The following is a 17472-nucleotide window of genomic DNA, read 5'->3' on the forward strand; positions in this document are numbered from 1 at the left end:
ACTATCGGCGCCGTGCAAGCCGGTTCCGCAAACAGGAAGCCATGACCAACTACTCCGAAAATCTCGAAAGGCATCTCACCCAGGAAAATCCGGTGCTGCTGGGCGCGGCGCGGAGTTTCGAGGAATTGGACAACGTCGCCCGCGAACTGGGCCTGATCGACCCGGAATACGCCAGCGCCGGCCAGATATCCTGGTGGCCGGTGATTTCGGTGTTGGGTACGTTTTCCGCCGGCAAGTCGACCTTCATCAACCACTTGCTGCAAACCAGGATCCAGCGTACCGGCAACCAGGCCGTGGACGACAAGTTCACGGTCCTGAGCTATTCCGACGATACGGAATCCCGGACGCTGCCGGGCATCGCCCTGGATGCCGATCCCCGCTTCCCTTTCTTTCAGATCAGCAAGGAAATCGACCAGGTGCTGCAGGGCGAGGGCGACCGCATCAACGCCTATCTGCAGCTTAAGACCTGCGGCAGCCCTTTCCTCAAGGGCAAGATCATTATCGATTCTCCCGGATTCGACGCCGATCCACAGCGCGATACCATCCTGGCGATCACCAAGCACATCATCGACATCTCGGACCTGGTACTGGTGTTTTTCGACGCCCGCCATCCCGAACCCGGTGCGATGAAGGACACCTTGCGCTATCTGGTGACCGAGACCATCAAGCGCCACGACTCCAACAAATTCCTGTTCATTCTCAACCAAATGGACACGACGGCACGGGAGGACAATCCAGAGGAGGTCGTAGCGGCCTGGCACCGGGCCCTGGCCGAATCGGGGCTGGTCACCGGGCGGTTCTACACCATCTTCTCGCCCGACGTATCCGTGCCCATTGCCGACGAGACCCTGCGCCAGCGCTATCTGCAGCGCCGCGACCGCGACTGGGCGGAGATCAACGCACGCATTCAGCAGCTCGAAATCGAGCGCTCCTACCGCATCCTCGGCACCCTGGAACGCCTGGTCGAGGAATTCCAGGATGTGGCGTTGCCCGAGATCGAGAAGGTCTTCAAGACCTACCGCAAGCGCCTGATCCGGACCGACTGCGCGACCTTCCTGCCGGTGCTGGGGGCCGCCGGATATGGCATGGTGGAGTTCGTCCCGCTGGAACCGAACCTCCTGGTGATGGCGGGTTCGGGCGTGCTGGCGGGCCTGCTGCTGGTGTGGTCGCGGGTCCATGTCGTGCTGAGCAAGTTTTTTTCAGCGCTGGGGGTGCGAACCCTGAAGAAGCGGCAGAAGACGCTCAACATCCGCTGGGACATGGTCCGCGGTTTCCGGGCGAATGCCTTGCCGTGGCCGTTTTTCCGCAAGCCCGGACTCATGGGCTGGAGCCGGCGCTGCGAGGCGCAGCTGTTCTCGATCCGGCAGCGCTGCAAGGAATCGATCCAGTCGCTGAACGATTTGTACACGAATCCGTCGGGCAGGTCGGAAACAGTGCGGCCGGTCGAGACGGTATTACCGCTGGAAATCGAGTCTGCGGCCGAGCCGGTTTCAGCGATTCCGGACGAGATGGAGCCAGGCCCGGAGCCGTCGCAGGAGTTGCCCACCCGGCCTGAACAAGAATCTCCCTAGCTCGCCTGGTCGTCCCTTCGCGTCGAAGGGGCCAAAAGTTTCATATTCCGGCGATAGGCTTTCGGCTGCGCGGCGCGTGCAAACGCATGCAGGCCGGAGCGCGGACATTCAACGGGAGGTTTGAGATGCAATTGGGAATGATCGGCTTGGGCCGAATGGGGGCTAACATGGTTCGGCGGCTGCTGCGCGCCGGCCATGAGTGCGTGGTGTTCGACCTCGACCGGGCTGCGGTCGAAGCCCTGGCGGCGGAAGGCGCGGTCGGCGCATCTTCGCTCGAGGCGTTTGCGGCGGCACTCGCCCCGCCGCGGCCGGTTTGGCTGATGCTGCCGGCCGCTGCGGTCGACCGCATGGCGGAGCAACTCGCCGGCGTACTGGAACCCGGAGACATCCTGATCGACGGCGGCAACTCCAATTACGTCGATGACATCCGGCGCGCGGAAAGTCTGGCCGAGCGCGGGCTGCACTACGTGGACGTGGGGACCAGCGGCGGCGTCTGGGGGTTGGAACGCGGCTATTGCCTCATGATCGGAGGCGAAGCTGGGCCCGTGGCTCTTTTGGAGCCGATCTTTAAGGCACTGGCGCCGGGCAGGGGCCAGATTGCCGAAACTGCCAGCCGCGAGGACAGCCGCGGCACTGCCGAGCAGGGTTATCTCCATTGCGGGCCTGCCGGCGCCGGGCATTTCGTCAAGATGGTCCACAATGGCATCGAGTACGGCCTGATGGCGGCTTATTCCGAAGGATTCAACATCCTCAGCCGCGCCAATATCGGCAAGGCGGGCAAGACTCAGGATGCCGAAACCGCGCCCCTGCGCCATCCCGAGCATTACCGCTACGACCTGCCGGTCGCCGACATCGCCGAGTTGTGGCGGCGCGGCAGCGTGGTGTCCTCGTGGCTGCTCGACCTCACCGCCGAGGTGCTGGGCGGCGATCCCGATCTGGCGAAGTTCAGCGGCAGGGTGTCCGATTCCGGCGAGGGCCGCTGGACGGTAGCGACCGCCATCGACCAAGGCACCCCGGCGCCGGTGCTCAGCGCCGCGCTATACCAGCGTTTTTCCTCCCAGGGTGAGGATGAATTCGCTCGCAAGGTTCTATCGGCGATGCGTTTCGCTTTCGGCGGGCATGAGGAAAAGTCATGAACGTCGAATTCTCGCCGGTGCATATCGGGGATTCCTGCGTCATGGTCATCTTCGGGGCCACCGGGGACCTGACCAAGCGCAAGCTGGTGCCGGCCCTGTACAACCTCGCCAAGGCGGGGCTGCTGGCGAAGAAATTCGCGGTGGTCGGCGCTGCCTTCGACGACATGGATACGGAAGCCTTCCGCCGCCATCTTTCCGAAGCGATCCACGAATTCGCCGCGGTAGAGCTGGACGATGCCCTGTGGGGTGGGCTGGAGGAGCGCATCTTCTTCGCCCAGGGCGATTTCCGCGACGCCGATTACTACCGCCGGCTGAAGGACCTGTGCGACCGGGTCCGGGGCGAACTCGGCATCGAGGACAACCATTTCTACTACCTCGCGACTGCGCCGATGTTCTTCGGCGAAATCGTCCAGCAGCTCGGCCGGGCGGGTATGGCGCAGGAGCCCGCCGGCCACTGGCGGCGGGTCATCATCGAGAAGCCGTTCGGGCGTGATCTGGACTCGGCCAGGGCGCTGAATGCCGAGATCAGGCAGGTGCTGCACGAGCACCAGATCTACCGGATCGACCATTACCTCGGCAAGGAAACCGTGCAGAACATCATGGTGTTCCGCTTCGCCAACAGCATCTTCGAACCGATCTGGAACCGCCGCTACATCGACCACGTGCAGATCACCGCCGCCGAGACCGTCGGCGTGGAACGGCGCGGCGGGTACTACGAGAATGCCGGCTGCATGCGCGACATGGTGCCCAACCATTTGTTCCAACTGCTGTCGCTGACGGCCATGGAGCCGCCGATTTCGTTCGAGGCCGACGCGGTGCGTGATGAACAGACCAAGGTGCTGCGCGCCATCCAGGCGCCGACGCCGGAAGAGGTGCTGAGCAGGATGGCCCGCGGCCAATACCGGGAAGGTTCGGTGGACGGCGAGCCGGTGCCGGCCTACCGCGCCGAGCCGAACGTGGCGCCGGATTCGCATACCGAGACCTTCGTGGCCCTGAAGCTGAACCTGGACAACTGGCGCTGGGCCGGCGTGCCGTTCTATCTGCGCACCGGCAAGCGCATGCCCAAGCGGGTGACGGAGATCGCGATCCAGTTCCGGCGCGCGCCCCTGGTCCTGTTCCGGAACACCCAGATCGAGCAGTTGCAGACCAACCGGCTGGTGATCCATCTGCAGCCGAACGAAGGCATCTCGCTCCAGTTCGGCGCCAAGGAGCCCGGCCCGGTCATGAAGCTGGGCGCGGTCAAGATGGATTTCGACTACGAGGACTATTTCGGCGCGAGTTCCAGCACCGGCTACGAACGGCTGCTACACGACTGCATGACCGGCGATGCCACGCTGTTCCAGCGCGCTGACATGGTCGAGGCCGGCTGGAGCGTCATCCAGCCCATTCTCGACGTCTGGAAGGCGCTGCCGCCGCGCGCGTTCCCCAATTATGCCGCTGGGACCTGGGGGCCGAAAGAAGCCGACGAGCTGCTGGAAGAGGACGGCCGGCATTGGGCCAACGCCGTGTAGTCCGGTGCCGAAGCGCATCGGGCTGATCGCCGATACCCACGGCCTGCTGCGTCCGGAGGCCGTCGCGCTGCTGGCGGGCAGCGATCTCATTCTCCATGCCGGCGATATCGGCCATCCCGGGATTCTCGATGGCCTGCGCGAATTGGCGCCGGTGGTGGCTGTGCGCGGCAACAACGACCGCGGCGCCTGGGCCGAGAGCCTTGCCGAAACCGCGGTAGTCGAATGCCCGGGCCTTGCCTGCTACGTGCTGCACGACTTGCAAGCGCTGGCGATCGACCCGGTGGCCGAAGGTTTCGGCGTCGTGGTTTCCGGCCATTCCCACCGCGCTGCGATCCGCGAAAGCGGCGGGGTGCTCTATCTCAATCCGGGCAGCGCCGGTCCCCGGCGTTTCAAGCTGCCGGTCAGCGTGGCCCTGCTCGACATCGCCGACGGCGCGCCTTCGGCCCGGATCGAATGGATCGCCGTCTGATGCCGGGTTTTCAAAACGCGCCGGCGATACGCTCCAATGCCTCGGCGATGATGCGCCTCGGGGCGCCGATGTTGAGGCGCATGAACCCGCTGCCGGCTTCGCCGAACGTGATTCCGGGATTCATGCCGACCCGCGCCTTGCGTACGAAGAATTGCTTCAGTTCCGCATCGCTCATGCCCAGTGCGCGGCAATCCAGCCAGACCAGATAGGTTCCCTCCGTCGGGATCGGCCGGATGGCCGGCGCGTGGCGGCCGAGGAAATCGGCCACGAAGTCGCGGGTCTCGGCGAGATAGGGCAGCAAACGCTCCAGCCAGCCTTCGCCCTCGCGGTAGGCGGCTTCGAAGGCGGTGAGGCCGAACGGTGTCGAGGCGCCGATGTGGAACAGTTCGTAGATCTCACGCAGCGCCTTGCGCCGGCCGGCGTCCGGGACGATGAGGGCGGACAGGCCTAAGCCGGGGATGTTGAAAGTCTTGGACGGTGCGACCGCGGTCAGGATGGTGGGGGCGTTGTCCGCCAGCGCGGCCAGCGGCGTGTGCCGGTAGCCTGGATAAACCAGATCGTGATGGATTTCGTCGGACAGCACGGTCATGCCATAGCGGTCGGCGATGCGTGCCACTTCCGCCAGTTCGTCCTGCGACCACACCCGCCCGACCGGGTTGTGCGGCGAGCACAGGATCAGGAGCCGGGCGCCTTCGGCGGCCCAGCGCTCCAGCCCCTCGTAGTCCATCCGGTACCGCCCCTGCTCCAGCCGCAGTGGATTCAGCGCCAGCCGGCGGCCGGGAACGGTGACCGCCGTGAAGAAGGGATGGTAGACGGGCGGCTGAATCACCACGGGGTCGCCGGGTTGCGTGAAGGCCATCACCGCGGCGTGGAGCGAGGGCACCACGCCGGGGGAAAGGAGTATCCATTCCTCCCGGATTTCCCAGCCGTGACGTTTCTTCATCCAGGCGATCAGTGCTTCGTACAGGCTGTCCGGGCACAGGGTGTAGCCGTAAATCGGATGGGCCGCGCGTTCCGCCAAGGCCTGCGTGATTGCCGGCGGCGCGGCGAAGTCCATGTCGGCGATCCACAGCGGAATCACGTCGTCGCTGCCGAAATAGGCGCCGCGCCCCTCGTATTTGACGGATGCGGTGCCCGTGCGCGGGATTTCGAGGTCGAAGTCCGAAGCCACCCGGTTGTTCTCCTGGAGTCGTTCAAAGATCCTAAAGTTTAACGGATGGCGCCGCCGAAGGGCGGTGATGCAGCGCTTCACAAAAGAAATAACCCACTTGCCTTCTGGGGATATAGAATGCCGCGACGAGCGGTGCATGCTCCGCTCAAGCCCTCATCACCCTTGGAATCTTTCGAGTGCCAGACCCATGAAAATCGCCAACAGCGTCACCGATCTCATCGGCAATACCCCCTTGGTTCGAATCCGCCGGCTCAGCGCAGGCTGCGGGGCGGAGGTCGTCGCCAAGCTCGAATTCTTTAACCCGGCCCACAGCGTCAAGGACCGCATCGGCGCGGCGATGATCGACGCCGCCGAGCAAGCCGGCCTGATCGGCCCGGACACCGTCATCGTCGAACCCACCAGCGGCAACACCGGCATCGCCCTGGCCATGGTCTGCGCCGCGCGCGGCTACCGCTGCTTACTGACCATGCCCGAAACCATGAGCAAGGAGCGTCGCATGCTGCTGCGGGCCTACGGGGCCGAGCTGATCCTGACGCCGGGCCCGGAGGGTATGGGCGGAGCGATCCGCAAGGCGGAGGAACTGGCGGCTTCGGATTCGAAGTATTTCATGCCGCAGCAGTTCAAGAACGCGGCGAATCCAGAGGTTCATCGCAAGACCACGGCGGAGGAAATCTGGCGCGATACCGACGGCAAGGTCGATATCGTCGTGGCCGGGGTCGGCACCGGCGGCACGGTCACCGGGATCGGCGAGGTGCTGAAATCGCGCAAGCCTACCCTCCAATGCGTCGCGGTGGAGCCGGATGCGTCGCCGGTGCTCTCCGGCGGCGAGAAGGGGCCGCATCCGATCCAGGGCATCGGCGCCGGCTTCGTACCCCCGATTCTGAATACCTCGATTTACGACGAGGTCATCCGGGTGAAGAGCGACGACGCCTTCGAATTCGCCCGGCGTGCGGCCCGCGAAGAGGGGCTGCTGGTGGGCATTTCCTCGGGTGCGGCGCTGTGGGCCGCGCTGGAATTGGCGCGCCGTCCGGAAAATGCCGGAAAGCTGATCGTCACGATCATCCCCTCGTTCGGCGAGCGTTACCTCAGCACCGCGCTATTCGCGGATCTGGCGGACTGACGGTTCGGGTAGCGGCGTGAACCGGGGCTGCGAGTCCTGTATCTTATCGGTCCGGTGGGGCGAAGGCCCGTGTCGAAATAAGAAAACGATGGAGGAGAAATTATGATCGGCGGCATAGTCGCAATTCTGATAGCGATCTGGTTCTACCGTTCGGCCGAAGGGCGCGGGTTGCCCGCGGTGCAATGGGCATTTGCCGGTCTGCTGGCCTATTACGTACCGAATTTCGTCTGGAGTCTGGTCGTGGCCAAACCCCTGATGGCCGAGTTCCATGCCAGATCGGCCGTCATGATGGCCGGTGTGATCGGGCATTCATCCGTGGTGGTGGGGGCGGTGGTGGCGGTAGCCGTTCGCCATTATTTCCTGCTGCGGGCTCCGACCAACGGTTGAGCCAAGAAAAAGCGCGGGGGAGACCGGCTCCGCCCGCGTTTTGTTTGAACTTGGCGCCGCAGGGATTACAGCTTGTCGGCGTTCTGGCTCAGATAGGTGGCGACGCCTTCCGGGTCGGCCTTCATGCCGCTCTGGCCCTTGTTCCAGCCGGCCGGGCAGACTTCGCCGTGCTCCTCGTGGAACTGCAGGGCGTCCACCATGCGAATCAGTTCGTCCATGTTGCGGCCCAGCGGCAGGTCGTTGACGACCTGATGGCGCACGAGGCCGGACTTGTCGATCAGGAAGGTGCCGCGATAGGCCACGGCCGCGCCTTCGACTTCGACATCGTAAGCCTTGGCAATCGCATGGCTGACGTCGGCGACCAGGGTGTACTTGACCGGTCCGATGCCGCCCTTGTCGACCGGGGTGTTGCGCCAAGCATTGTGGGTGAACTGGGAGTCCACCGAAACGCCGATCACTTCCACGCCGCGCTTCTTGAGCTCATCGACGCGGTGATCCAATGCGATCAGTTCCGACGGGCAGACGAAAGTGAAATCCAGCGGGTAGAACACGATGGCGGCGTACTTGCCCTTCGTTTCCTTCGAAAACCAGTAGCTGTCGACGATGGTGCCGCAGCCGAGGACCGCCGCGGCTTTGAAATCCGGGGCCGGTTTGCCTACGAGAACGCTCATTTACAGATCTCCTTTGAATGAATGGACGGTGTTGAATCGCGGTGCCGGGCGAAACCTCAGGTCCAGCCCGGCGACCCTCTAAATTTGAGAGAGAGCCGGAAATCGGCAACCGGATTGTACACAAAAATACTCAGAAATAGACCAGCGCCGGTGTTCACAGCGTGGAGTGCGAGAAGGCGTCCATCAGGTCCTGCCATACCGCGCCGATCACGGGATCCGGGAGTCCGCAGATGCGTGTGATCAGGCCGCCGTCGCGGTGATAGAGCTCGACGGCGGCTCCGGATTGAGCATCGTCGTCCTGGTCCGCCAGGTAAATCTGTCCGATCATTCGCTCTTCCAGCCCGAGGCTGAATTGATCGCCTTCTATCACGATGTGTCCGCTTTCCCGTACGCATCGGCGCAAGGGGCCCATGAACAACTGCCCCACTCCCGTGCTGCTCAGATAAACCATGCAGGGCAGGCCGATATTGGCCAGCAGGCCGAGGCGTTCGCACAAAGCTTCCAAGCCCAGCGGTACCCCTGGTTTGACCCCGGAGACGCTTTGCGGCGGAAGGTGCGGCGGGTGCAGATGTCCCCGATTCAGGCCGGTGAAGGGATCAGACATATGCGGCTCCGTTTTTCGTTCAGCGGGAGTAGCAGGATGACCTGCAAGGTCTAGGACGGGTAAGCGATGACGCGGGGAAGGTCCCGGGTGTTCGCTGCCGCCCATTCGAGATTCCATTCAGCAAATAAAGTGCCACGGTCATTGCCGGCGCATTCGGGCCGCGGGAGACCGCTTGATTCGGCGATCAGGATAGCGTTCCGAATTTAACGGAGTATGACGTCGGCTGTGTGGACTCACCCAGGAGCGAGGGAAATCGCGCTGGATCACTCGGTGCCGCCCGCCCTCAAGGCGCCCGCGGATAGCGCCGTTCCAGGTCGGTGAGGAAACGGTCGATCTGCCTCAACCCGCCATAGAGGACTTTGGGCGCGCGCCGGTGCATCCAGCGCTCCATGCGGTGCCCCATCCGCGGCCAGAGAATGAGCGTGCCGGCGACCCAGAAAGGCGTCCCGATAACGCCCGGTGCCACTTCGGCGACGATGCCGGCAGTCACCAACAGCCAGCCGACGTCGCGCGGCAGGCTTTCGAGATAACGGATGGCCGTTCCAGGCTCGGGGTGATCGATACGCGCCGGCAGGCGGATTTCACTGGCGGGAGTTTTCCGCGGGCGTTCTGTTACTGCCTTTTCTTCGGGTATTGCCACGGATTGTTGCCGCATGACGAGAACCTGGGGCTTCGCAGTCTGCGCTTCCGCCGTTACAGAAGGATGAAATTTTTTGGGCCGGGGATGGCTTGCCTTGGCACCGCTATCGCCAGGGGGAGGAAAAAACTATCCCCGCAGGGAGCGGGGATAGCGAAGAACTGCGTCGGTTGCGGAGGGGCTCAGGTCGTTGCCACGCTTTCCTCGGAAGCAGCGATCGATGCCTGGTCTTCCTTGTGCTTGGTGAAAGCCTTGACCGCGGAGTCCGCGCCGTCGCACACGCCTTTGGCCATGGCGCTGTTCTTGGGAATCAGGCTGCCGATCATCAGGCCGCCGAACACCACGCCGTAGGTGATGCCGTAAGAGCCCGTATAGACGACCTTGGAGACGGTGCGTCCCAAGGCGGGAACGAATTCGCCCGCGGCCTTGCGCGCCTGACTGGCGCCTTCCTTCAGGCCTTCCACGGCCACAGCGACCGCCGTGAGCGCTGTGGACTTGGAGGCTTCCGTTTCGGCAGTGGATTCCACCGAAGTTTCCGCTGCGGAAAACTCGGTCGAGGTTTCAACGGTGCTTTCTACATCGGTATCCTGAGAAGCTCGGGATGAAGGTCTCTTAGCCATCAATACTTTCTCCTGCTAACACAGTTGAGCCGATTTTTCCGCCGCCGGGCTTTGGGAGCGGCGGCAGAAAATCCTGGTTTTCGTCGTGGGAAAACCCTGAAAACGAATATAACAAGATTTTAGTCTTGCGTCGTACACGACATTGTGACGGTCCGAGCCGGCGTTACTCTTGTGGGGGCGCCCGGCGGTGCTGCCGTTCCGTCCAAAGCTCCCGCACTCTGCGGAACAGTACGGATACCACATGTGCGATTTCCATCGCCGCGGTGCGGGCGAAAGCCGACATCAGGCCCTTCAGTTCAGGCCAATGGCGGTGCCAAAGCCCGATCCATTCGGGAGGAAGGCGGGGACAATAGCGGACTACGTCGATCCGCCGCTTGTGCAGCCAGTGGATCATGCCGGTCAGGTAGAGCGCCAGGGGAAGGAAACCCGCCAGGAATGCCAGGATGCGGCCGGTCGTGCCGAGCAGGCTGCCGTTGTGCAATGGGCGGATGGCGTCGACGAAGCGCTGACCCCGGCTGAAGTTGGCGGAGTTGCGGCTCTGGCGGATTTGGCCGCTGTAGGGGTCCACCCAGACGGCGGTAAGGGCGTGATGCTCTCCGGGCCTGCGGAAGTCCACCCGGTACATGCCGTTGCTTGCGCGCGGGGTGGTCACGCCGTCGACGGCGGCGTTCGGAAACAAGCCGCGGGCCATCAGTATGGCCTGGGCCAGGTTCAGCGGGCTGTCGGAAACGGCGGACGAAGCGGCGGTTTCTTCCGCATCGGGCGCCTCATGATGCCCGAAGTCCGAGGTGCCGGTCACGGTCGTCAATAACGAGGGAAAAGCGAGATGCAGCCCGGTGAGGACGGCAGTCATCAGTATCGGCAGGCCGTAAATGCCGGCGACCCGGTGCAGATCGAAAATCCTGCGCTTGAAACCGGCCCTGGGTTTGACCGTCAGCGCCTGCCGCAGGCGGTGCCTGGCCGGCAGCCATAGGCGCAGGCCGGTCACGAGGCTGGCCAAGAGCGCCAGGCCGGTCAGGCCGACGAGCGTCCGGCCGAATCCGCCGAGCAGCCATTGGGAATGCAGGCGGTAGACCCAACTCGCGAACGTATGTCCCCAGAACCGGTTCGCCAGTATTCCTCCGGTGTAGGGATCGATGGCCACCATGAGCGGGGCGTACGGTTCTTCACTGGTTTCGACCGGTTTGTCGTACCAGGCGATCGCCGGGCTGTCGGACGACTCCGGGAATTGCAGCCGCCAAGCCCCGAAACGTCTGGGGTGGGCGGATTTCACGGATGCCATCAACTGGTCCGGCGACAACTCGGTGCCGGGGCGGGGGATCACCGTGAGCTCCGGATTGAGCCAACGGTCGAGTTCGGGTCCGATCAGGTTCAGGCTGCCGGTGAATCCTGTGAGGACGAACAGAAACCCGACGCTCAAGGCGAGGGTCGAATGAATCCTGAGCCAGTGCTGGCGACGGCGCCGCCGGTTCGTAGTCATTCCGTTTTTCTCAAGGTTCCGTGGAGGATGAGGCCGGGGTTTGCCGGCGATGCTTCGAAGCAAACCGTCCCGGCAGCCGGGCCGCTTCCTGCAGTCCCCAGGGGTCCGCCGCTATTGCCGCTTCCAGTCGTTCTTCCTCGGCGTCTTCGAGTTCGTGGAAAAAATCCAGGCCGGACAGGGCCTCGATCGTATCGACGCTGGTCAGGAAACGGTCCAGCGGCGCGTTTCCGGGAGCGTCCTGCGGCATCACGAAGGCCAGGAGGCGCGGTTCGCTCGACGCGCCCGGAGCGGCATAGATGCGGAAGAGGGCATCGGGAATTTCGACCCTGAAAGCCGATTTCAGCCGCTCCGTCCGGGCGTCGAACAGCGGGCCCGTGACGACCCAGACCGGATCGAACAGGCGGGCGAAATGGTCGAACTCGGCTTCCTCCAGGCGCTCCCAAAGCTTGCGGTTCAGTTCGGGCTTTTGCGGAACGACGTTGGTCATCAGGAAACTGTCGAGTTGCCCAGGCCGGCCGAACAGCAGGTCCATCGCGTGGTTGGGCGCCATGTGTCCCCGGTCGTAGCCGCTGCGGGTATAGTCTTCGGGGCTAATCCGCGTCAGATTGCGCCAGTCGGCGCTGAAATGGCCGGGGCGGCGGTGAGTCGCTCCGGTGTGAGCAGCCTGCCGCAGAGCGAAGGTGACCCAAAGCGGATTGCCGCGCAACTCCGAATAGCCGAGCATGAAACCGTGGTTGCGGAGCACGTGAGTCCAGGTTCGCGGCTGTTTCCAGTCGGTTGCGCGGGGAACGCCCAGGTAAGCCATGCGGGGTCTGGCATGGAAGACCTCGTAGGCGTACAAGGCCGATGCGGCGATCAGGGCCAGCCCCAAAACCGAGGCCTGAAGGAGGCTGGGCAGGCGTGCCGACGGGAATGCGACTTGGCCCGGGTATTGTCCCGTTCGGTGGCTGGAGAAGGGGAGGAATGGCGGCAAGCGGATCGGATTATCGCTATTGGAGAAACGGCAAAGCCGCCGAACCGGTGTTGACCGGTCGGGCGGCTTGCCGGGCGCCGGAAGTGCCGCGTGCTCAGTGTTGCATGGGTTGCGCGTCCGGACCGGGGGTGGCCGCCGAGTGAGTACCGTGGCCGCCTTCGGTTGCGCCATGTCCGCCGTGGCCTCCGCGGCCGGTGCCGCCGCCGCTCTGGCCCGGACCCGCGCCGCCGCCGCCGGCTCCGGCGCTGACCCCCGCGCTCTGGCGCAATCCGATCGCCCCGCCCGACGCTTTCGCGATGTTCTCGGCGGTCAGCCCGCCCAGGGCGATGGCGGAATCGACCACGATGGTCGAAACGGCGGTGACGTCCTGACGGTCGGCGATGTCGCTGGTCACCACGGCTTTCACCGGCGCCGTGGACGCGGCACTCGGGTCCGTTGGCGTCACGGTGATGACGATAGGATAGGCCGTACCGGCGGGGACGGCGAGTTCGAAATGGTTGGTGTCGTTCAGGTCGAACGAAGTGATGACCGCGCCGTTCTTGTCGGTGACCTGCAGGCGTCCTTCATTGATCGGGCCGGTCTGGTCGCTGACGTTTCCGCTGATGCGGGCTTCCGACCTCGACGCCGCGGGGATGGAGCCGCCGTTGTCGCCGCAGCCTGCGATCATGCCGGCGAGGACCAGGGAAAGGGCGCCGGCTTTCATGAAATGAAGCGCGTTCTTTGAATTCTGCATCGCCATGTTTCTGTAACCACTTTTCCGTCTAGAACAGGGATTGATGGTCTGTTCGTCAGAACAGCGTAATGTCCGTATGGTACGCTCGCAGCAAGCGCGACGGATCGCGTGGCTTTATAGCACAGGCGCGAACGCACTGTACACTGTGTGAAAACCCTCGGTGAGGCGGTCAGGAATGGGCGGCAGCCCAACTCCTTAGCTCGCGGGAAGGCTGCTCCAGCGGCGGTAGCCCATGGCTTTGACGATCGGTTTCGTCGCAAGCAAAGTCGCCGCATGGCGTGGCAGGCTGCCGTCGGTTTCGACCGACTGCAGAACTTTCTCCGTGTTGCGGCGGATTTTTTCCTTGATGGCGCTCAGCACCTGGGCCTTGTTGGCGCCGCGGAATTCCATCGCCGCTCCGATCAGGCCGCCGGCGTTGGCGATGAAGTCTGGGACGCAGATGACGCCTTTTTCATGGAGATAGCGCTCCGCCGCGGGCGCAAGCGATGCATCGGCGGCTTCGATCACCAGCCGGGACTTGAGTCGGGCAACGTTGTCCAGGGTGATGGCGTCGGCGCCGGCGGCCGGTATCCAGATGTCGCAGTCCAGATCGACCGCGGCATCCCGCTCGAGGCGTTCGCCTTCGGTCGAATCCGCGACACTGCCGCCGCTCTTCTTGATGGCGACCAATTCTCCAATGTCGAGGCCACGGGGATGGTAAAGCGTCCCCCCGCTGTCGGATACGCCCACGACGACGGCGCCGTTTTCCGCGAGGTAGCGGGCGGTGTTCTGGCCGACCGTGCCGAATCCGTGGATGACGACCCTGGCATCTTCGAGTTTGAAGCCGCAGTACAGCGCCGCCACTTCGGTGGCGTGGTAGAGCCCCCACCCGGCGGCGCCGATCCGGCTCAGTGCGATGCCGCCCAGTTCCCGCGGCAGACCGACCGCTCTGGCATTTTCGTCCCGGAGCCAGGCCATGACGGTTTCGTCGGATCCCATGTCCGGCGCGAAGATGAACTGGTCTTCGCTGCGCAGCGCGGCCGCCAGCGCCCGCACCAGATGCTGCCTGCGCGCGGTTTGCGGGTTTCCCGGAGCCTGGTGGAGTACCGCGACGCCCCCGCCATGGGGTAGGTCGGCCGCGGCGCTCTTGAGAGTCATGGTGCGGGCGAGGCGGCAGCAGTCGGCGGTAGATGCGGCGGAAACGATGCGCAGCCCGCCGATCGCCGGTCCCAATGCGTTGTTGTCGATGATGACGGTTGCCTTCAGTTCGATCGAAGGCTCCCAGACATGGATGATGCGGGCGGGGCCGAACTCGTCGGCGGGGTCGAATATGTCCCTCATGCAAGGCTCCTGTAGGCAGGACTGATCGTCGTCAAGCCTAACAGGCTAACCCGCCCGTATTACAGTTGGGGGTTGGTCTGCTGCAAAGTGGATGGATTTTCGAGGGGACCCGCCCGCGGCGCGGCGGGTCCTTGGAGCTTCAGATCGCTTGCGGCGCCTGATGGTTTTTTACTTCGCCGCGCTGGATGCGGACATATTCCTCGAGCTGGCGCTTGAGCGCATCGAACGCATCGCGCAGCGCGACGTAGACGTCCTCGTGAGCCTGCTTGTCATGATGTTCCCGGCTGACTACCAGATGCTTGTTCGGAACGGCCAGATCGATGCGCACGTGGTAGAGATTACCCTGGTGCTGGTGATGGTGCTCGGCTTCCACGGCAACCCGGCAGCTGATGATGTGGTCGCAGAACTGCTCCAGTTTGCCCGCTTTTTCGCGAATCCGGGTCTCCACCGCGTCGGAGTGCGGAATGCCACGAAACGTAATCTCCAGAGGTACTTGCATAATCGATCCCGATAACTTTTCGAATGAGTATGAGCTTGGGAAGAGGCATCGAGCGGCGGCCTTCGTCTTTTTTTGGCGCTCATGTCGAGCCGGCCCACTCTTCCCGGTCGCGAGGCGCGCGTTAAATTACGGCGCAATTGCGTATTATTGCATTGCTTTAGGGCGGTGTCGAACGGGGGTGGCCCGGAATCGTCGTTGCTCCGACTGTGTCGCAAGGGGCGGGGCTGTTAAAATCCGGGCCCTTCCACTGGCCTCATTAAGGATCCAAGACGATGGATGTGATCGCTCGTATCGCGCAGGAACTCGGCGTCCAGATACGCCAGGTACAAGCCGCGGCGGCGTTGTTGGACGAAGGCGCCACCGTGCCTTTCATCGCGCGCTACCGCAAGGAAGCGACCGGTGGCCTGGACGATACCCAATTGCGGACGCTGGAGGTCCGGCTTACCTATCTGCGTGAGCTGAACGATCGGCGCGAAGCTGTTTTGGCCAGCATCGCCGAACAGGGCAAGCTGACGCCGGATCTGGAGCAGGCCATACGTGAGGCCGACACCAAGACGGTGCTCGAAGACCTGTATCTTCCCTACAAGCCGAAGCGGCGGACCAAGGCGCAGATCGCCCGCGAGGCGGGCTTGGAGCCGCTGGCCGATGCGCTGCTGGCCGATCCCGGGCTCGAACCGAATTTTGCGGCGGCCGGCTACGTCGATCCGGACAAAGGTGTGGCGGACGCCGCAGCTGCCCTGGACGGTGCCCGCCAGATACTGATGGAGCGTTTCGCCGAGGAGGCCGCGCTGGCGGGCGAATTGCGCGAAAAGGTCTGGAACGAGGGGGTCCTGGTTTCCTCCCTTGCCAACGGCAAGGAGCAGGAGGGCGCGAAGTTCAAGGACTACTTCGAATATCAGGAAGCGCTGGCCAGGATTCCCTCGCACCGCGCCCTGGCGCTGCTGCGCGGGCGCAACGAAGACGTCCTGCTGCTGGATCTGAGGGTAGCCAAGGACGAGGAAGCCGGCCACCGTTTTGCCGAGCATCGCATCGCCAGCACCTTTGGCATCGCCGGCCGCGGCCGTCCTGCCGACTCCTGGTTGTTGGAAACCGTGCGGTTGGCTTGGAAGGTGAAACTCCTGACCCGCATCGAACTCGATCTGATGCAACGCCTGCGCGAGGCGGCGGAGGCCGAGGCGATCCGAGTCTTTGCCAGCAATTTGAAGGACCTGCTGCTGGCCGCGCCGGCGGGCCAGCGTGCCACGATGGGGTTGGATCCGGGGCTGCGCACCGGGGTCAAGGTCGCCGTCGTCGACGGCACCGGCAAACTGGTGGCGACCGATACGATTTATCCGCACGTGCCCAGAAACCAGTGGGATCAGTCCATCGCCACGCTGGCCGTGCTGATCGCCCGTCACGGCGTTAATCTGGTGAGCATCGGCAACGGTACTGCCTCACGCGAGACCGACCAGCTGGTGGCGGATCTGATGCAGCGGCATCCGGAATTGCCGGTCACCCGGATCGTGGTGTCGGAGGCGGGGGCTTCGGTGTATTCGGCTTCGGAACTGGCGGCGCGCGAGTTTCCCGATCTCGACGTGTCGCTGCGCGGCGCGGTGTCCATCGCCCGCCGTCTGCAGGACCCCTTGGCGGAGCTGGTCAAGATCGATCCCAAGTCGATCGGCGTCGGCCAGTACCAGCATGACGTTAACCAGACCCAGCTCGGCCGCAGCCTCGATGCGGTAGTAGAGGATTGCGTGAACGCGGTGGGCGTGGACGTCAACACCGCTTCGGTATCGCTGCTGCGCTACGTTTCCGGCCTGTCGCAGAGCCTGGGCCAGAACATCGTGGAATACCGCAACCAGAATGGGCCGTTCGCCAATCGGGAGCAGTTGAAGAAGGTGTCGCGGCTCGGTCCCAAGGCCTTCGAGCAGGCCGCGGGCTTCCTGCGCATCGCCAATGGCGAGAATCCGCTGGACGCCTCCGCCGTACATCCGGAAGCTTACCCGGTGGTGGAGAAGATTATCCAGCGCACCGGCAAAGACATCCGCGATCTGATCGGCAACGCGGCCTTCCTGCGCAGTGTTAACGCCGAGCAGTTCACGGACGAGCGGTTCGGCCTGCCCACCGTCACCGACATCTTCCGCGAACTGGAGAAGCCCGGCCGCGATCCCCGACCGGAGTTCAAAACCGCCCGATTCAAGGAAGGCGTGACCGAGCTCAAGGATCTCGAGCCGGGCATGCGGCTGGAAGGCGTGGTGACCAACGTCACCAATTTCGGCGCCTTCGTCGACATCGGCGTGCATCAGGACGGTCTGGTCCATATCTCTCACCTGGCGGACAAGTTCGTGCGCGACCCGCGCGAAGTGGTCAAGGCCGGGGACCTGGTCAGCGTGAAGGTGGTAGAAGTGGACATTCCACGCAAGCGGATCGCCCTGTCCATGCGCAGCGATGCGGCGAAGGGCGAAGCGGAGCCCCCGCGCCGGGAGGCGAGAGTGCCGGCCGGCAAGCCGCGCAGCAAAGCCGCTCCGCAGCCGGCGCCGCAAGGCGCGATGGCCGAGGCGCTGACGCAGGCTTTGAAGCGCGGGCGCTGA

17 protein-coding genes are annotated in these 17472 nt (G+C 64.0%); 7 read left to right on the plus strand and 10 right to left on the minus strand.

Annotated features, from left to right (window positions below; genetic code table 11):
* Positions 1–41: 41 nt before the first annotated feature.
* From OOT43_RS18000 to OOT43_RS18015, 4 genes are all read left to right on the plus strand, one after another.
* Positions 42–1571: a dynamin family protein gene (locus OOT43_RS18000; protein ID WP_266022054.1), complete on the plus strand. Its 1530-nt coding sequence runs from the start codon at positions 42–44 to the stop codon at positions 1569–1571.
* Positions 1572–1708: 137 nt separating this feature from the next.
* On the plus strand, positions 1709–2707 hold the full coding sequence (gene gnd, locus OOT43_RS18005; protein ID WP_266024952.1) for a phosphogluconate dehydrogenase (NAD(+)-dependent, decarboxylating): 999 nt from the start codon (positions 1709–1711) through the stop codon (positions 2705–2707).
* Positions 2704–4218 (plus strand): glucose-6-phosphate dehydrogenase, encoded by a 1515-nt coding sequence (gene zwf / locus OOT43_RS18010; RefSeq protein WP_266022055.1) that lies wholly within the window; start codon positions 2704–2706, stop codon positions 4216–4218. Before gnd ends, zwf begins: the two co-directional genes overlap by 4 nt.
* 4 nt (positions 4219–4222) lie before the next feature.
* Positions 4223–4687 carry a metallophosphoesterase family protein gene (locus OOT43_RS18015; protein ID WP_266022056.1) on the plus strand — a complete coding sequence of 155 codons (465 nt, stop codon included), beginning with the start codon at positions 4223–4225 and terminating at the stop codon, positions 4685–4687.
* 10 nt (positions 4688–4697) lie between these two features.
* Here OOT43_RS18015 and OOT43_RS18020 read toward each other — a convergent pair whose 3' ends face one another.
* Positions 4698–5858, minus strand: coding sequence for a MalY/PatB family protein (locus OOT43_RS18020; protein ID WP_266022057.1), 1161 nt, complete (start codon positions 5856–5858; stop codon positions 4698–4700).
* A gap of 187 nt (positions 5859–6045) precedes the next feature.
* On the opposite strand from OOT43_RS18020, the gene cysK reads away from it, so the two are divergent.
* Positions 6046–6978: a cysteine synthase A gene (gene cysK, locus OOT43_RS18025; protein WP_266022058.1), complete on the plus strand. Its 933-nt coding sequence runs from the start codon at positions 6046–6048 to the stop codon at positions 6976–6978.
* A 102-nt stretch (positions 6979–7080) separates the two neighbouring features.
* Positions 7081–7365: a hypothetical protein gene (locus tag OOT43_RS18030; protein ID WP_266022059.1), complete on the plus strand. Its 285-nt coding sequence runs from the start codon at positions 7081–7083 to the stop codon at positions 7363–7365.
* 65 nt (positions 7366–7430) lie between these two features.
* Here OOT43_RS18030 and OOT43_RS18035 read toward each other — a convergent pair whose 3' ends face one another.
* The 9 genes from OOT43_RS18035 to OOT43_RS18075 all read right to left on the minus strand — a co-directional run bounded on the left by OOT43_RS18035 (position 7431) and on the right by OOT43_RS18075 (position 14902).
* The gene (locus OOT43_RS18035; protein WP_266022060.1) at positions 7431–8036 is read right to left on the minus strand and encodes a peroxiredoxin; all 606 of its coding nucleotides are present in this window, start codon (positions 8034–8036) and stop codon (positions 7431–7433) included.
* Positions 8037–8190: 154 nt separating this feature from the next.
* Positions 8191–8640, minus strand: a complete 450-nt coding sequence (locus OOT43_RS18040; protein ID WP_266022062.1) for a hypothetical protein — start codon at positions 8638–8640, stop codon at positions 8191–8193.
* A 283-nt stretch (positions 8641–8923) separates the two neighbouring features.
* Positions 8924–9280, minus strand: a complete 357-nt coding sequence (locus OOT43_RS18045; RefSeq protein ID WP_266022063.1) for a hypothetical protein — start codon at positions 9278–9280, stop codon at positions 8924–8926.
* A 179-nt stretch (positions 9281–9459) separates the two neighbouring features.
* Complete coding sequence (locus OOT43_RS18050) at positions 9460–9804, minus strand: hypothetical protein (RefSeq protein ID WP_266022064.1); 345 nt, start codon at positions 9802–9804, stop codon at positions 9460–9462.
* 256 nt (positions 9805–10060) lie between these two features.
* Positions 10061–11377 carry a PepSY-associated TM helix domain-containing protein gene (locus OOT43_RS18055; RefSeq protein ID WP_266022065.1) on the minus strand — a complete coding sequence of 439 codons (1317 nt, stop codon included), beginning with the start codon at positions 11375–11377 and terminating at the stop codon, positions 10061–10063.
* 10 nt (positions 11378–11387) lie between these two features.
* Complete coding sequence (locus OOT43_RS18060) at positions 11388–12248, minus strand: DNA/RNA non-specific endonuclease (protein WP_266022066.1); 861 nt, start codon at positions 12246–12248, stop codon at positions 11388–11390.
* A 196-nt stretch (positions 12249–12444) separates the two neighbouring features.
* On the minus strand, positions 12445–13083 hold the full coding sequence (locus OOT43_RS18065) for a hypothetical protein (RefSeq protein WP_266022067.1): 639 nt from the start codon (positions 13081–13083) through the stop codon (positions 12445–12447).
* A gap of 195 nt (positions 13084–13278) precedes the next feature.
* Positions 13279–14403 carry a Glu/Leu/Phe/Val family dehydrogenase gene (locus OOT43_RS18070; protein WP_266022068.1) on the minus strand — a complete coding sequence of 375 codons (1125 nt, stop codon included), beginning with the start codon at positions 14401–14403 and terminating at the stop codon, positions 13279–13281.
* A 139-nt stretch (positions 14404–14542) separates the two neighbouring features.
* Positions 14543–14902 carry an HPF/RaiA family ribosome-associated protein gene (locus OOT43_RS18075; protein ID WP_266022069.1) on the minus strand — a complete coding sequence of 120 codons (360 nt, stop codon included), beginning with the start codon at positions 14900–14902 and terminating at the stop codon, positions 14543–14545.
* Positions 14903–15174: 272 nt separating this feature from the next.
* Between OOT43_RS18075 and OOT43_RS18080 the strand changes: the two genes are divergently transcribed.
* Positions 15175–17472 (plus strand): Tex family protein, encoded by a 2298-nt coding sequence (locus tag OOT43_RS18080; protein ID WP_266022070.1) that lies wholly within the window; start codon positions 15175–15177, stop codon positions 17470–17472.

This window comes from Methylococcus mesophilus, assembly GCF_026247885.1.
Lineage (GTDB): Bacteria > Pseudomonadota > Gammaproteobacteria > Methylococcales > Methylococcaceae > Methylococcus > Methylococcus mesophilus.

Bases quoted from the DNA above. Each gene is read 5' to 3' on its own strand.
- OOT43_RS18000 (WP_266022054.1), top strand. From the start codon at position 42: ATGACCAACTACTCCGAAAATCTCGAAAGGCATCTCACCCAGGAAAAT.
- gnd (WP_266024952.1), top strand. From the start codon at position 1,709: ATGATCGGCTTGGGCCGAATGGGGGCTAACATGGTTCGGCGGCTGCTG.
- zwf (WP_266022055.1), top strand. From the start codon at position 2,704: ATGAACGTCGAATTCTCGCCGGTGCATATCGGGGATTCCTGCGTCATG.
- cysK (WP_266022058.1), top strand. From the start codon at position 6,046: ATGAAAATCGCCAACAGCGTCACCGATCTCATCGGCAATACCCCCTTG.
- OOT43_RS18030 (WP_266022059.1), top strand. From the start codon at position 7,081: ATGATCGGCGGCATAGTCGCAATTCTGATAGCGATCTGGTTCTACCGT.
- OOT43_RS18035 (WP_266022060.1), bottom strand. From the start codon at position 8,036: ATGAGCGTTCTCGTAGGCAAACCGGCCCCGGATTTCAAAGCCGCGGCG.
- OOT43_RS18040 (WP_266022062.1), bottom strand. From the start codon at position 8,640: ATGTCTGATCCCTTCACCGGCCTGAATCGGGGACATCTGCACCCGCCG.
- OOT43_RS18055 (WP_266022065.1), bottom strand. From the start codon at position 11,377: ATGACTACGAACCGGCGGCGCCGTCGCCAGCACTGGCTCAGGATTCAT.
- OOT43_RS18065 (WP_266022067.1), bottom strand. From the start codon at position 13,083: ATGCAGAATTCAAAGAACGCGCTTCATTTCATGAAAGCCGGCGCCCTT.
- OOT43_RS18070 (WP_266022068.1), bottom strand. From the start codon at position 14,403: ATGAGGGACATATTCGACCCCGCCGACGAGTTCGGCCCCGCCCGCATC.
- OOT43_RS18075 (WP_266022069.1), bottom strand. From the start codon at position 14,902: ATGCAAGTACCTCTGGAGATTACGTTTCGTGGCATTCCGCACTCCGAC.
- OOT43_RS18080 (WP_266022070.1), top strand. From the start codon at position 15,175: ATGGATGTGATCGCTCGTATCGCGCAGGAACTCGGCGTCCAGATACGC.